The sequence below is a fragment of the Pseudoalteromonas phenolica genome (assembly GCF_005876835.1).
Taxonomy (GTDB): Bacteria; Pseudomonadota; Gammaproteobacteria; order Enterobacterales; family Alteromonadaceae; genus Pseudoalteromonas; species Pseudoalteromonas phenolica_B.
In genome coordinates this window covers 203,123-218,636 of sequence record NZ_PPSW01000006.1, presented here as the reverse complement: position 1 = coordinate 218,636, position 15,514 = coordinate 203,123, and the positions used below count along the sequence as shown (strand labels likewise).

Below are 15,514 nucleotides of genomic sequence, written 5' to 3'. Positions count from 1 at the left end.
TGATTTTTTTCATCTTGTAAACCTACTTCTCTTTAATGACGAATAAACCACCCGCGGTGGTCGTTATATTGTCAATTTCATATAAGCTGAAATTCCCTCTTATTTTACTTAGCTCATCACTGAATTGTGCTTTGATATCTCCATCAGCCAAATTTTGCCCATGACTCGCGTAATTAACACCGAGTTGCATGCCATTTGTGTTGATTAAGCCATTAAAAGTTGCAAACCATTCGCCACCATTGTCCGAGAATGACATTTCACCCAAGGGGACTGTGCCATTATCAAAATCTACATTGATACGCATTGAGAAGTCGCTCACAGCGCCTTTACTTGATGTGATTGCAAATTGCTCTACGTCAGAGTATTCGATAATACCAGTTCGCTCAGCCAACAAAGACTCTGTATCCTCTGTTGCGAAAGTATCTAACACTTCTTCGGTTAAGAAACTGGTATCTTCAAGGGTCTTTTTTATATCTTCTGTATTTAAAGGTTGTTGATTGTTTTGAGTAGCGAGCCCAAGGTTTGGCTTTTCAGAATTAACAGAGCTCACTAATTCCGTAATTTTTTCTTTCTCATTTTCTGTGTCTTTTTTTACTTGGCCTGAGAGTGGGCTAAGCTCTGCTGGTGGTTTTAATAGAGGCTTAACTTCACCACCATCAGATATTTTTGCGAATGCGTGAGTACCATCATTGCCAAGAATAAGGGGCTCTGAAAGCATACTGCTTGATACTTCTATAGTTCCATCCCAAACTGCCAAAAATAATTCACCATTTACTAATTCTACTTCGTAATGTGTGCCTCTTATCCCAATACTTCCTACTGGTGTTTTTAATTTGTAGTTTTCTGACTTACCTTTTATTTTGCCAGTAATCGTTCGTAGGCCGCCTGAGACTAATTCCATCACAACAGAGCCATTGTTACCTTCAGCACTTAAAAAATACTCTTCAATATGTAGTTCTGTATTCTCTTTGAGTGCCAAAAGAGCGCCATCAATCATTTTCAATTGCGCTTGGCTCTTTTGATAAGTTGAAACTTTATCAACCTTAAAGACTGGGGCTCTTCTTTTTAAACTCCTTACTTCAGACGTTTCAAGAGAAATAGCCTCAACAGTCCCTTTTGCAAGCAACGTTTTTCCTGCGTGTTGTTGCTGTGCATCAACGTTTTTAATGAACAACCCAAAACTAATCATGGTAAAAAGATAAAGTATTTGCTGTTTAGAACTCATAACTAGCTCCTAGGTACAACTCATTTCGATCGAATTCATAAATTGCTAAATTACTCGCCTTTTCGTAATGACTAAAGCGTGTTAGTAACCGCCAGTGCGTGGATAAGTTATAACGCCATTCAAATGAGGCATTTAGTATTTTCTCATCGCGCAAAATCAGAAAGAATGGGTGGATGTCGTGATGCTCAACCTTTTTGAATTGACTACTAAATACAAATTCATGGAGAGAAGATAAGTTATAAGAAAAATAAACAGAGGCAGCTTTGTAGTCTCGACCATAATGTCTGGCAATCGGTAAATCAGCATTTTGTTTACCATTTACAAGAGCGACTTTTGCTAAAAAGCTCTTTTCAAAGTATAGGAAACCTAAACCTAATTCTAAAATATCACTATCTAGATTTTCATTTTGAACATTATTAATCGATGATGCTTTACCATTTATTTCCAACGCCCAACTTTTCATCAACTGAAACTGTATGCTAGAAGCTATACCAATTTGTTGTTGATAAGTTGCCTCATCTAGTGACATAACTGAAGCGAGTCCCAGCAGATTAAAACGATAAGTTGATTTGGCATATTCATATCCAAAGCCGATATTTGCCTGATTTCTGTTAAATTGAGAAAGCTTATGATGTGCTTGCTGAGACAAATTAAGATTTAATCGCCAAGCATCATACTGTGTATTTTGCCACTTTCCATTAAACTCATAACTAAACCGAGCAAATTTGTCTGACGATTCTAGGCTCGCTTCATCTAATAAAATTTCTATTCCCGAAACAACCACCCGGTCGTCTAATGAACCACTATTCACATTTGAATCATATCCCAAGTTAACCGAAATACGCTGACTTATATTAGAGTCTAAAGTTTGCCTTTTACTTTTTACAAAACGTAATGTCTCCTCAATATTTATTCTCAGATCATTTGGTATTGGAAGTAGAAGTAAAGTATTAAGTGTTCGTTCTGATTGGTTCAGGTTCTTTTGTTTGGCATAACTTAAAGCTAACAGGTAGTAAGCGCTATAATCATTTGGCTTTTCAGAGACTGCTCGCTCAAACGCAAATACGGCCTCATCAATTTTATTTAATTTGAGACAAATTTTGCCATATAAAGCATCAAACTCAGGTGTCCCAGCTAATTCATCGAAAAACATTTCAGCAAGTCGAAATGACTCTTCTGTTTTTTGTTTATTAAATGCTGATGAGATCTTCAAAAGAGTCTGCTCTGATGAAGCAACTGAAAAACTACACCCAATAAACATGTAAAAACATAAATAAAAAGTGTATCGCCACATAATTGATCCTAACTATTAAAAAGTTTATGAATCAAAGTAAGCAGGTTTGAAACGGCTATTATACAAACGAGTTCACTTTCATACTGCCTTCACCTTCAAGCAGATTTAAGGATAAAGAAAAACCCTGTTAAGAAGGTGATATGTACCAAATATAAAACTTTTTCGCTTAGCTATATTGCCAAAGAAAAAATTAACAGATCGTACTGTCTACATTTTCAGTATAATCAAGATTGTGTGTACGTCAGTGTCTACAAAAGGAACAAACCCGTCTTTTTCAAGACGGGCTTTATTTTAATGGATTTAGAAAGGACTATATTTTTCGAGCAACCTGAAGCGCTTCAAAAATTGCTCGCTTAGCATCGATCGCTGCAGCGAGTTTCGCTCCACCAATCACATGATGATTATCTGGTAACGCGTCTTTATTGAATATTTCACTATTTGAAACCTGACCGATACAGGCTATCACGGTATCAACATCTAGGTATTGCTCTTCACCTTTATGTTTAATCTTCAACCCTTGTTCGTCAAAACCTAAATATTCACACTCCGATAATTGTTTAACATTATGCTGTTTTGCAACCTGTCTATGGATCCAGCCTGTTGTTTTGCCAAGCTCTGAACCAAAGCGCCCTTCACTTCGCTTTAACATATAAAGCTGTCTTTGAGGTCCTGTATGCTGCTGTTCAGTTTCTATGCCCCATTGTGCTTTAAATTCATCAATTGATTGCTTTGGCTTTTCTTGCAGAAATGCAACCATATCAAAACCAATACCACCAGCGCCTAGAATGGCAACTTTGTCTCCAATTTCAACTTCGCCGCGAATAACTTCATCATAGTGATAGACACGCTTGCCATCTTTACATGGGAAACTTGCTACACGCGGTTTAACCCCTGATGCAAAAACAATATCATCAAAGTTACTGTCCATATCAGGTGAGTATTCACAGTTTAATTCGAGACTAATGTTTACACGCTCAACCTCTTGCAAGAAATATTTTAATGTCTTTTTAAAATCTTCTTTCCCAGGCACTTGCATCGCTAGATTGAACTGCCCACCCGCGTAGCTATTTCGCTCTATAATTTTTACCTTATGACCTTTTTTAGCTAAGTATATCGCCGCTGATAAACCTGCTGGACCGGCACCGACAACTAATACATCTTTTTCTTTAGAGGCTTTTTCTAATGGATAGTCAAGCTCATAACAAGCCTGAGGGTTCACCAAACATGTTGCTCGTTGGCCCTTAAACACATGATCTAAACACCCTTGGTTACAACCTATACAGATGTTAATTTGTTCTGATTTATTCTGCTTGTACTTATTAAAGAATTCAGGATCTGCCAATAAAGGTCGTGCCATAGAGATAAGATCAGACTGGTTAGCATTTAATATCTCATTTGCAATTTCAGGCGTATTTATACGGTTCACAGCAATGACTGGCACATCTACCCATTCTTTCAATCTTTGTGATGCTTCTCTGAAAGCGCCGGCCGGTACCATGCTCGCGATTGTAGGTACTCGCGCTTCATGCCAACCAATACCTGTGTTGATAATATCAACGCCAGCTTTAACAAGTTCTTTAGCCTGATATTCGACTTCATCGGTAGTAGAACCTTCAGGAATTAAATCCATGACAGAAAGTCTAAAAATGATCATGAATTTATCAGATACTTGATTTCTTACGGCTTCGACAATCTCTTTTGCAAGCCTCATTCTATTTTCAAGACTACCACCATAACTGTCTTTACGCTTGTTAGTATGTGGTGCCATAAATTCATTAATTAGATAGCCTTCTGAGCCCATGATTTCAACACCATCATAACCCGCCTTCTCAGCCAGTTTTGCTGATTTAGCGAAGCTTTTCACCGTAGCTTTTATTTGCCCTACTGACATAGCTTTTGGTTTGAATGGTGTAATTGGCGCCTTTAATGCGCTTGGAGCTACACTGAAAGGGTGATACGCATATCTTCCTGCATGGAGTAATTGCAAACATATCTTCCCATCATGCTTGTGGACTGCATCGGTGTAGGCTTTGTGTTTTATAACATCAAACGCTGTGTTAAATGAAGATGCAAATGGTGTCAACTTACCTCGAACATTAGGACTATAACCACCTGTTATTATTAGCCCTGTGCCACCTTTTGCACGCTCTTCATAAAATGCAGCCAATTTTTTTCTATTTGACCACCCTTCTTCTAAGCCCGTATGCATCGAGCCCATAACGAGTCTATTTCGCAACCTTGTATTTTTTAATTCTAATGGTGCTTCTAACATGGATTAATTTCTCAAAACTGGTCGTACCTCCTGAGACCTTAGCAATTTTTAACAAATTAGCAAAGTTTATCTTTTAAAAAAGCTTAATTTTGATCTAACTGTACGTTCTATAAGCTTATAAATACTTAGTTACGTTTTAGGTATAACACTCTTAAATTAACTCAGTTATTATAAAAGTAGTGAAAAAGATTAGATTTAGACAATAAAGGTGAGCTTTGATTTATATAGGTAAATTCTTTAAAGGCCTGTGGGCCGCAATAAATTTTTCGAGAAAACTCGTATTAAACTTAGTTTTCTTCGGCCTTCTTGCTGTGATTATTTTATCTATCCCGCAACAAGAGACGCAGGTAAACGTACCTGATGGCGCTGTTTTAAACTTAAACCTTAATGGTTCGCTAGTTGAAGAGCTAACATACGTAGACCCAGTCGATGCCGCCTTCGGCGAAGTATTTTCTAGCAAAGAACAGCCAAAAGAGATTTTGGTCGACGATGTCGTCAATGTCATCAACTCTGCAGCTCAGGATTCCCGTATACAAGTTTTGCTACTAAATCTGAAATCTTTACATGGTGCTCATTTAAACAAGCTTGATGCTATCGCGCAGGCAATCATTGATTTCAAAAAATCTGGAAAAAAAGTCATTGCACATGGTGCTTATTACTCTCAAAGCCAATATTTTTTGGCTTCATATGCTGACGAAATCTCTCTTCATCCATATGGTGGCGTTGAATTAAGAGGCTTTGCAAACTACCCGCTTTACTTCAAAGATGCACTCGAAAAGCTAAAAGTAACTCAGCATATATTTAGAGTGGGTACATATAAGTCTGCGGTAGAGCCTTTTATCCGTAATGATATGTCTCCTGCTGCAAAAGAAGCCAACCAGTTATGGTTAGATGAATTATGGGCTCAGTACAAGTCAGATATTGCCTCAGCACGAAAGTTTGAAGTGAGTAATTTTGATGAAAAAGCAGATCAATATTTAGAAAAGATTCAGGCTGTTAATGGTGATTATGCACAATATGCATTGCAAAATAACTGGGTAGATACATTACAAACTGATCAACAGCTTCAGGCAAAACTAATAGAACAAGTAGGTACAAATGCTTCAGGGAAAACATTTAAGAACATCAGTTTTAACAAATATCTTGAATCGTTAAATAACCAACCTAGTTTTGAAATGCCTTCAGATAATAAAGTCGCCGTAATTGTAGCAAGAGGCAATATTGTAGATGGTAAACACAAAGCAGGACGTATTGGTGGAGATTCTACGGCTGCGCTTCTAAAAAAGGCTCGTTTGAACGAAAAGGTTAAAGCGGTAGTACTTAGAATTGACTCTGGTGGTGGCAGTATGTTCGCTTCAGAAATTATTAGAAACGAAGTCCTCGCCATTAAAGAAGCTGGTAAACCAATTATTGCATCTATGGGCTCTGTTGCAGCTTCTGGCGGTTATTGGATTGCAATGTCTGCAGATGAAATATGGGCTGCACCAAGTACTATCACTGGCTCAATAGGTGTATTTGGCACTATTTTAACATTTGAGAATTCGTTAAATTCGATGGGTATTTATTCTGACGGGGTTGCAACAACGGAATTGAATAATATCTCTCTATCAAGAGGCATTTCAGACAAGCTCTCACAGGTATTCCAGCTGGGTGTTGAAAATGCGTATGACAAATTTATTTCCTTAGTTGCTCAAGAGCGTGGATTAGAAAAATCAGCAGTTGATGAAGTTGCACAGGGTCGCGTTTGGACTGCTACTCAAGCACAAAGCTTTGGGTTAGTTGACAAATTAGGTGACAAGCAAGATGCAATTAACGCAGCGGCATCTCTTGCACAACTTGAAGAATTTGATGTCATTACAATCGAGCAAACGCTATCAGAGAAAGACCAGCTATTAAGAGACTTATTTGGCTCTGCAATGATTAGTTCATTTTTTGAAACTGACGGAACATCTGACAACATCATGTTCAAGCTATCAAAGTTATTTGGTGGTCTTGGTGAGCAAGTAGTTGAGCAACTGAATATTGTTAATGAGTTTAATGACCCTAATCACATCTACACACGATGTTTAACATGTGAAGTGAATTACTAATCCTCTGTCATAAATTCAAGCTTACGAATATAATAAGCCCAGATAGATATCTGGGCTTATTTTTATGAAAAGAAAAAAAATCTACATCGCCTATACTGGCGGAACAATCGGTATGAAACAGTCGTCTCGTGGTTATGTGCCCGTTGCTGGTTATTTAACACAAACCGTTAAAAACAATGCCGAATTTACCCGAGAAGAAATGCCCCTGTTTGATATTCATGAATATTGTCCGTTAATAGACTCTTCTGATATGTCCCCTCATCATTGGCAATTAATCGCTGATGATATTAAGTCTAAATATGATCAATACGATGGTTTTGTTGTTCTTCATGGTACAGATACCATGGCTTATACGGCTTCAGCTTTATCATTCATGTTTGAAAACCTGACTAAACCTGTCATTGTCACAGGTTCGCAAATCCCACTTTCACAATTGCGCTCTGATGGCCAAGTCAATTTACTTAATGCAATGTACTTAGCAGCAAACTACCCGATTGCTGAAGTGAGCTTATTCTTTAACAATCAACTTTTTAGAGGTAATAGAGCAACAAAAGCACATGCTGATGGTTTCAATGCTTTTGCTTCTCCAAATCTTTCTCCCCTTGCTCAATCAGGTATAAACATTCAGTTGATTGAGGGAAAATTAAGTCCATATGTTGAGCAAGCACTGCAAGTAACTTCGGTGCAGTCACAAAAAATAGCAATTTTATATTTGTATCCTGGTATTTCGGTTGAAATGGTTAAAAATGTCATCACCGAAGACGTCAAAGGCTTAATCTTACTTAGTTTCGGTGTTGGTAATGCCCCACAGCAACCTGAGTTTCTTGAGATCCTTAAAAATGCCACAGACAATGGCACCGTGATTGTTAACCTCACACAGTGTATTCAAGGCCAAGTGAATATGGGGGGGTATGCTACAGGCAATGCGCTGTTAAATTGTGGAGTGTTAAGCGGTTATGATATGACGTTAGAAGCGTGTCTAACTAAGCTACATTATTTATTTAGTCAGAATTTAGAACTAGAAACTGTCAGACACCTTATGCAAGATAATTTACGTGGTGAATTAACTCGATAATAATTGAGTCTCTATCTATTGGATACAAAAAAGGTCAGAAACGCTGACCTTTTTTAATTTAACTAGTACTTTATCTGACTTTTGCGTCAATCTCGACTAAATCTGTTAGGTGGCACGTTTCACCCGAATGGGTTTTAATACCATGCTCACCAAAGTAATCACGTTGCGCTTGAACAAGATGACCGTTACTCGGTGTGCTTAGTGTCGCAATATAAGTTTGTGTAGAACTCAATACAGGGAACGCAAGGCCAGATGACACTGCAAGACCTGTTACTTTGCGAAGTGCTAGAGACTCTGCTTGTAAAGTATCGATGAACTCCACACCTTCAGCAATATCATCCAGATAATCGGCTCTAATGATACAACCTGCACGCCAAGTTTGTAGTGTTTTACCAAGGTCAACCTTCCACTGGTGTGCACGTGAAGCTCCTTTGATTAACGCTAAACCTTGGCGATAACATAGCAGACTTGCAAGATAGAAAGCTGATTTAAGCTCATCTAAATCAATATCTATTTTCGCCGTTTGCTGCGATGCATAAGTCATTTCTTTCGCAGCATGTGTATCGATGGTATTGGTCAAGTGACGCGCTTGAACTGCAGCGACTAACGAAGGTACTGCAATACCTAACTCTAACGCATTTTGCGCAGTCCAAAGACCCGTACCTTTAGCACCAACTTTGTTATCAATTAGATCAACTAATGACTCTTGATTATCCGTTTCAAGCTCTAAAATATGACTTGAAATCGATAGTAAGTAGCTATTTAAATTACCTTCCGACCAAGATTTGAATACTTCTGCGACTTCTTTTGGTGTTCTACCTGTGCCATGTCGAAGCAGTTGGTACATTTCAGCGATCAATTGCATTAATGCATACTCAATACCATTGTGTACCATTTTTACAAAGTGACCAGAAGCAGACTGACCAACACGAGCGAAACAAGAATCGCCATTATAACTTGCAGCTACTTTTTCAAACCAAGGAATAATTCGTTCCCAGCCGCCTTCTGAACCACTTGCCATCATCGCAGGACCGTGACGTGCACCCTCTGCACCACCTGAGATCCCCATGGTCGCGAACTCAAATTTATTTTGATATTTAAGTTTTCGTGCAATACCGTCTTTATAATTACTGTTACCGCAATCAATGATGATATCGTCTTTATCTACACCCGCTTCAACTAAATCAGAACACACTCTATCTACTAACTCACCGGCAGGAACAAGCAGTAAAATTGAACGAGGTGTTTCTAAGCGGCGGATCATATCACCAAGGTCAGAAACAATGTGCAAGCGTTCAGCTAAGCCAAGTGACTGAGCACAGCTTAAAAGCTCAGCACCTGCGTCCGGGTTTCTGTCGTAGGCAACTAACGTTAAACCCTGTTCAATGAGATTTAGTGCAAGGTTTTTACCCATTACACCTAAACCAACTAATGCAACTTGCATTAAGTTCCTCCTCGGTAACAACTAATTTGAGCAATACTTCAGTAGCCTATTATATGTCTTAGCTTTGTAAGATACCAATTACTACTATTTAAATCTTTTATACAAACAAATTTTATATGGGGTTAAGAATCTCCAAGAAAAAATGGTTTAACACCATACCTTCTGGGTTTCTTTTGATTCATTTGTATATAAAGACACCAGAATCTTGTGATTGACGCATCCTGACACCGGTGTCATAATGATGTCATATAGATCATATAACTTAATTACGGTGTTAAAAAGAGTTAATGCAAATTCTTTCAACATCTAATGCGTTTTTAATCAAATATTGAGCTATCTTTGCTTAAATTTGTTGGTTTTATTTCGCATTCATTAATATCTACCTATCTAAATAGGCCTACAGGAGAACCTGATGCTTAGACGCACAAAAATTGTAGCAACCCTTGGACCTGCAACTGACCGCGATAACAACTTAGAAAAAATCATAAAAGCGGGTGCAAACGTAGTTCGCCTAAACTTTTCTCACGGCGTTGCTCAAGACCATAAAGACAGAGCACAAGCTGTAAGAGATATAGCAACCAAACTGAACAAACATGTTGCAATCCTAGCTGACCTTCAAGGCCCAAAGATCCGCGTTTCTACTTTTAAAGATGGTAAAGTAAACCTGGAAGTTGGCGCTAAATTTATTCTTGATGCTGAAATGGCTAAAGGTGAAGGTACTGTTGAAGCTGTTGGTATCGATTATAAAGAACTGCCACAAGACGTAAAACAAGGTGACCTACTTCTATTGAATGACGGCTTAATTCAGCTAGTTGTTGACTCGGTCGAGGGTGCACTTGTTCATACCACAGTTAAAGTCGGTGGTGTGTTATCAAATAATAAAGGTATTAACCGTTTAGGGGGTGGTTTAACTGCACCAGCTTTCACTGAAAAAGACGAACAAGACTTAATCACTGCAGCTGAAATTGGTGTTGATTATATTGCTGTTTCTTTCCCACGCAGTGGCGACGATATGCGTTATGTGCGTTCACTTGCTGAAAAAGCCGGTTCTAACGCTCAACTTCTTGCAAAAATCGAGCGTGCTGAAGCCGTAGAAACCGTTGAGGCAATTGATGATATCGTGCTCGCCTCTGACGCAGTAATGGTTGCACGTGGTGATTTAGGTGTTGAGATTGGTGATGCTGCTTTAGTTGGCAAGCAAAAATTAATTATCAGCCGTGCTCGCTCTTTGAACCGTACTGTTGTAACAGCAACACAAATGATGGAATCAATGATTGATAACCCTATGCCTACACGTGCAGAGGTTATGGATGTGGCTAACGCAGTATTAGATGGCACAGATGCAGTTATGCTTTCTGCAGAAACTGCTGCAGGTGATTACCCTGAAGAAACGGTAGCGACGATGGCGCGTGTATGTTTAGGCGCTGAATCACAACCTGAAGCTCATATTTCAAAACATCGTTTAGACAGCATGTTCTCAGACACCTCAGAGACACTCGCATTATCTGCTATGTATGCGGCAAACCATCTAGACAGCGTGAAAGCAATCGTAACGCTAACTGAGTCAGGTAAAACTGCAAAGCTAATGTCACGTATTAGCTCTGGTCACCCTATTTACTCATTATCTCGTCATGCTTCTACTCTTGGTCAAACAGCGCTATACCGTGGTGTATACCCAGTATACTTTGATTCAACTAAACATGATCAAGAATGTATGATCAAAGACGCACTAGATACACTCGTTGAACGAGGCTCACTTGAAAAAGGTGATACCGTTATACTTACACACGGTGACAAGATGGAAACCGTGGGTGCAACTAATACAATGAAGATAATTACTGTATAAACTCGGTACTCATTGCGAAAAAAGAGCAGCTTAAAATCTGCTCTTTTTTTGTGCAAAAAAATTAACTTGCAAGCGCTGCTTTTACTTTATCTCTATAACTACGACTCACTTTTAATTCTTGCCCGTTTTCTAGCACTAATAAATACTCGCCGCTTGTCTGTGTAACTAATTTGCTAATCTGTTTAGTATTCACAATTGCTGAACGGTGAACACGAACAAATAACGCAGGGTCTAGCTCTTGTTCAAGTTCTTTCATTGTTTTACGGAGAATATGTGTTTTTCCGTCGTTGCAATGCAGGCACATATAATCTCCCGCAGCATCAACCCATTGTATTGATGACGTAGTGACACGAATTATTTCGCCCTGCTCTTTTACAGCCAAAGATTCAGGGTATTTTTTGTCTTCTAACGCATCACCTGTTGCTAATTTTTTCAAGATTTCTTCACAGTTATTACCTGTAATACCAGCAACGAAACTAGCTAGTTTCTTTTTATGGGCGTTATCTTGCTGTGTTTTTAAATAGCTTTGCACTTTATCCACCGCCTGTTCTAATCGGTTGTCATCAACGGGTTTTAAAATATAATCGAGGGCATGGATCTCAAATGCTTGCACCGCATATTGATCGAACGCCGTTACAAACACAACAGCAGGCATCGGACCTGGCTTTTCACTGAGCGTTTTGGCAACTTCAAAACCATTCATTCCTGGCATTTGAATATCTAAAAATAGCAAATCAATGTCGTTTTCATTGCAAGCTTGAATGGCTTGTTCGCCTGTAGGGCACAAATCTACTAATTCTAATTGTTCAAATTCTTTTAAACGTACAGCAAGGCCTTTTCTTGCTAATGGTTCGTCATCAACGATTAATGTTTTAATTCTACTCATTACTTTCTGCCTTCTCGTATGGAACGCGAATATTTACTTTTAGCCCGTTTGGTGTGTTATGTGATAGAGCAAACGAGTAATTATTTTCGTATAAAGTTTTAAGCCTATCTTGAGTGTTGGCAATACCCACTCCTGACGCATTCAATAATTTGCCATTTTCTATTTCAGCACCGGGTCCATTGTCCCCTACTTCTAATAATAATTCATTGGCAAAGACTTGCGCCTTTATCTCTAATTTACCGCCTTCAGTCATATGAGCGATGGCATATTTGATTGAGTTTTCGATTAATGGTTGCAACAACAAGCTTGGTACTAGCGCATGTTTCGCTTCTTCTGTCATGCTCACATCAATTGATAGTCGTTCATCAAAACGTACTTTTTCGATTTCTAGATATAAATTTAAAGCATGAATTTCTTGTTCTAATGGTACTTTCTTTATGGGGTCAGTATTGAGTGTATAACGAAGGAAGTCACTGAGCCTAGATACCATCTGATTGGCATCTTTATTTTCTTCAACAAGTATCAGTGTAGAAATGGCGTTAAGTGTGTTAAACAAAAAGTGAGGATTTAGCTGATACCTAAGCATTTTTAACTGCGCTTCGTGCGCCATAGTGTTTGCTTTAAGTGCTTTTTGACGCTCACTTTGCAATAACTGATAGTATTTAATACCAAAGTACAGGCCGCTCCAACAAAGAATGATATAAACAGAATCTAAGCCTTGTTGGAAATAATAAAACCATTCAGTGGGTCTGTAACCATGACGGTATATCTCCCACAAGTTGAATTTTTGAATGACTGACCAAAGGGTACCGGTAATGTATGAAGCACTAAAAACAACAACGATTAAAACCCAAGGTTTAGAGTTCCATATAATTCTATAGAGGTAACGTAACGGCACTGTCATTAAACACCCAGCATAGGCATTTAATACAATGACGAATACATATATATCTCTCATTTCGAAAACTTTTGAGCCAATATAATTGACCAATGCATAGCCAATCCAGCCTGCAATTTGAAGCACCCAAAAGAATCGTTGTCGGTTATCGACTAAAGCTTGCCATTTCAACGGATTATATAACTCCTATTTAATCCCTAAATTATACGTAATGTATCAGTGTGTCGCACTGCTACCAATCTCATAATTTCATCGGCTTACCGCAAAGAAAAGGGGCACAAAAAATGTGCCCCTTTATCCAATCAACTTAGATTTTTATGCAAGTTTATCTGAAGCAACCTTATAATTAGGGTCTTCGATAACGTTCACTTCAACTAAATCTTTTGCCTTATTAAGTAACTCAATGCAGTCCGGACTTAAGTGACGTAAATGGACTGTTTTACCTGCTTTTTTATAGCGTTCCGCCAAACTATCAATGGCTTCAATTGCACTGTGATCTGCAACTCGACTATATTTAAACTCAATAATGACATCATTTGGGTCGTTGTTGATATCGAACAATTCAGAAAAGTTTTTAACCGAACCAAAGAATAACGGGCCATGAAGTTCGTATACCTTTGAACCCTCTTCATCAATATAATTATTGGTGTAAATATGTTTTGCATGCTCCCAAGCAAATACAAGTGCAGAGACAATCACACCAACACAAACAGCAACCGCAAGGTCAGTAATAACGGTAACACCAGACACAAGCACTATCACAAATGCATCTGTCTTTGGAATTCTTTTCATTAATCTAAAGCTAGACCATTCAAAAGTTCCTAAAACAACCATAAACATCACACCGACTAGTGCAGCTAATGGGATCATTTCAATTAAGCTTGCAGCGAATAGAATAAAGCAAAGTAACAATATAGCCGCTGTTATCCCTGATAAACGGCTTCGCCCACCAGAATTAATATTTATCATTGATTGACCAATCATTGCACAACCACCCATTGCACCAAATACACCACATGTAACGTTTGCAGCACCTTGGCCGATACATTCTTTATTTGAGTTACCGCGTGTTTCTGTGATTTCATCAATTAGTGTTAAAGTTAAAAGCGATTCAATCAGGCCAATCGCTGCTAAAACTAATGCATAAGGGAAGATAATTTTGAAAGTCTCAAAATTAAACGGTACAGCCGGGATATGGAACTCAGGGAATCCGCCTGCAATTGTTGCATTCAAATCACCTGACATGTCTTTTAAGTAATCGAGTACAGTGCGAGATTCTAGATCTAAACCAATAACTAGTCCTGTCACTACCAAAATAGCTGCAAGTGATGAAGGAATCGCTGTTGTAAGTTTAGGTAAAAAATGAATGATTGCCATCGTTAAAGCAACAAGACCACCCATCACATATAGCTCTGAGCCTTGCATCCATTGAAGTTGACCATTACCATCCATTACTTTGAACTGCCCTAATTGAGCTAAGAAGATAACAATTGCCAACCCATTTACGAAACCCAACATCACTGGGTGTGGAACCATTCTAATAAATTTGCCGAGCTTAAATATGCCCGCCAATATTTGCAGCACACCCATTAATAAGACAGTGGCAAATAAGTATTCGACACCGTGCTCAATGACCAAGCTCACCATAACAACAGCTAACGCCCCCGTTGCACCAGATATCATGCCTGGACGACCACCAAAAATAGAGGTAATTAAGCCGACTATAAAGGCCGCATACAGGCCAACTAAGGGATCAACATGCGCAACAAATGCGAATGCAACAGCTTCAGGTACCAGTGCTAATGCAACGGTTAAGCCGGAAAGGATATCGTTTTTAGCAGAGCTTGGTGCTTTGCCTATCAGATTAAACATTCATTTCCTCGATGTGTTAGATGTGTATTTATAATAATTATGAACAGAAAAGCGCTGGATTATAGCGAAATCCAGCGCTTTTAACAAACTGACTACATCAGATAAGTATAGTCGAAATACGTGACAGAGGTTTTAAAGTGGTAAAGCAGTTGTTCTCTTTACACACGTCATAGTTACATTTGAATGTACTTCTTGAACATATTCCAAATTCAATAAATTATCACGAACAAATCGCTCATAGCCATCGATGCCTTTTGAAATAATTCTTAGCATGAAATCCATGGTGCCCGCCATGGTGTAACATTCTGTCACTTCGTCATAGCTTAAAATTAGCTCTTCAAACTCCGCAAGGTTATTTCGCCCGTGGTTTGACAACCTAACGTTGGCATAAACCAACATATCAAAGCCCAACTTTTTGTCATCTAACAATGCGACTTTACCTTTGATATAGCCATCTTGCTCTAGCTTTGCAATTCTGCGCCAACATGGTGATTGTGAAAGACCTACTTTATCTGCAATCTCTGCTGTTGATAAACTTGCATCCTGTTGGATTAAGGCCAATATTTGTCTGTCAACTTGATTTAAAGACATATTTAATACGTTCTCTTAAAA

General features: G+C 38.5%; 11 protein-coding genes. 3 read left to right on the top strand and 8 right to left on the bottom strand.

What is annotated here, in order from left to right:
• Nucleotides 1-22: 22 nt before the first annotated feature.
• The 3 genes from C1E24_RS03485 to C1E24_RS03475 form a co-directional block, all read right to left on the bottom strand.
• A complete protein-coding gene (locus tag C1E24_RS03485; RefSeq protein WP_138478764.1) occupies nt 23-1,225 on the bottom strand; it encodes a FecR family protein in 1,203 nt (400 codons plus the stop codon).
• Nucleotides 1,215-2,519, bottom strand: a complete 1,305-nt coding sequence (locus C1E24_RS03480) for a tetratricopeptide repeat protein (protein WP_138478762.1) — start codon at nt 2,517-2,519, stop codon at nt 1,215-1,217. The genes C1E24_RS03485 and C1E24_RS03480 overlap by 11 nt, the downstream gene beginning before the upstream one ends.
• 310 nt (nt 2,520-2,829) lie before the next feature.
• Entirely contained in the window at nt 2,830-4,791 is a 1,962-nt protein-coding gene (locus tag C1E24_RS03475) for an FAD-dependent oxidoreductase (protein ID WP_138478760.1), read from the bottom strand.
• A gap of 215 nt (nt 4,792-5,006) precedes the next feature.
• Between C1E24_RS03475 and sppA the strand changes: the two genes are divergently transcribed.
• Together sppA and ansA are read left to right on the top strand one after the other, a co-directional pair.
• A complete protein-coding gene (sppA, locus tag C1E24_RS03470; protein WP_138478758.1) occupies nt 5,007-6,881 on the top strand; it encodes a signal peptide peptidase SppA in 1,875 nt (624 codons plus the stop codon).
• A 64-nt stretch (nt 6,882-6,945) separates the two neighbouring features.
• A complete protein-coding gene (ansA, locus tag C1E24_RS03465; RefSeq protein WP_138478756.1) occupies nt 6,946-7,956 on the top strand; it encodes an asparaginase in 1,011 nt (336 codons plus the stop codon).
• 70 nt (nt 7,957-8,026) lie between these two features.
• Here ansA and gndA read toward each other — a convergent pair whose 3' ends face one another.
• Complete coding sequence (gndA, locus tag C1E24_RS03460) at nt 8,027-9,400, bottom strand: NADP-dependent phosphogluconate dehydrogenase (protein ID WP_138478754.1); 1,374 nt, start codon at nt 9,398-9,400, stop codon at nt 8,027-8,029.
• Nucleotides 9,401-9,812: 412 nt separating this feature from the next.
• Between gndA and pyk the strand changes: the two genes are divergently transcribed.
• Nucleotides 9,813-11,246 (top strand): pyruvate kinase, encoded by a 1,434-nt coding sequence (gene pyk, locus C1E24_RS03455; RefSeq protein WP_138478752.1) that lies wholly within the window; start codon nt 9,813-9,815, stop codon nt 11,244-11,246.
• Nucleotides 11,247-11,307: 61 nt separating this feature from the next.
• On the opposite strand, the gene C1E24_RS03450 is transcribed toward pyk, so the two are convergent.
• From C1E24_RS03450 to C1E24_RS03435, 4 genes are all read right to left on the bottom strand, one after another.
• A complete protein-coding gene (locus tag C1E24_RS03450) occupies nt 11,308-12,132 on the bottom strand; it encodes a LytR/AlgR family response regulator transcription factor (RefSeq protein WP_138478751.1) in 825 nt (274 codons plus the stop codon).
• Nucleotides 12,125-13,201, bottom strand: coding sequence for a sensor histidine kinase (locus C1E24_RS03445; RefSeq protein WP_138478749.1), 1,077 nt, complete (start codon nt 13,199-13,201; stop codon nt 12,125-12,127). The genes C1E24_RS03450 and C1E24_RS03445 overlap by 8 nt, the downstream gene beginning before the upstream one ends.
• A 144-nt stretch (nt 13,202-13,345) precedes the next feature.
• Complete coding sequence (locus C1E24_RS03440) at nt 13,346-14,902, bottom strand: SulP family inorganic anion transporter (protein ID WP_138478747.1); 1,557 nt, start codon at nt 14,900-14,902, stop codon at nt 13,346-13,348.
• Between the two features lie 132 nt (nt 14,903-15,034).
• The gene (locus C1E24_RS03435) at nt 15,035-15,493 is read right to left on the bottom strand and encodes an Lrp/AsnC family transcriptional regulator (protein WP_058029847.1); all 459 of its coding nucleotides are present in this window, start codon (nt 15,491-15,493) and stop codon (nt 15,035-15,037) included.
• Between the last annotated feature and the right edge of the window lie 21 nt (nt 15,494-15,514).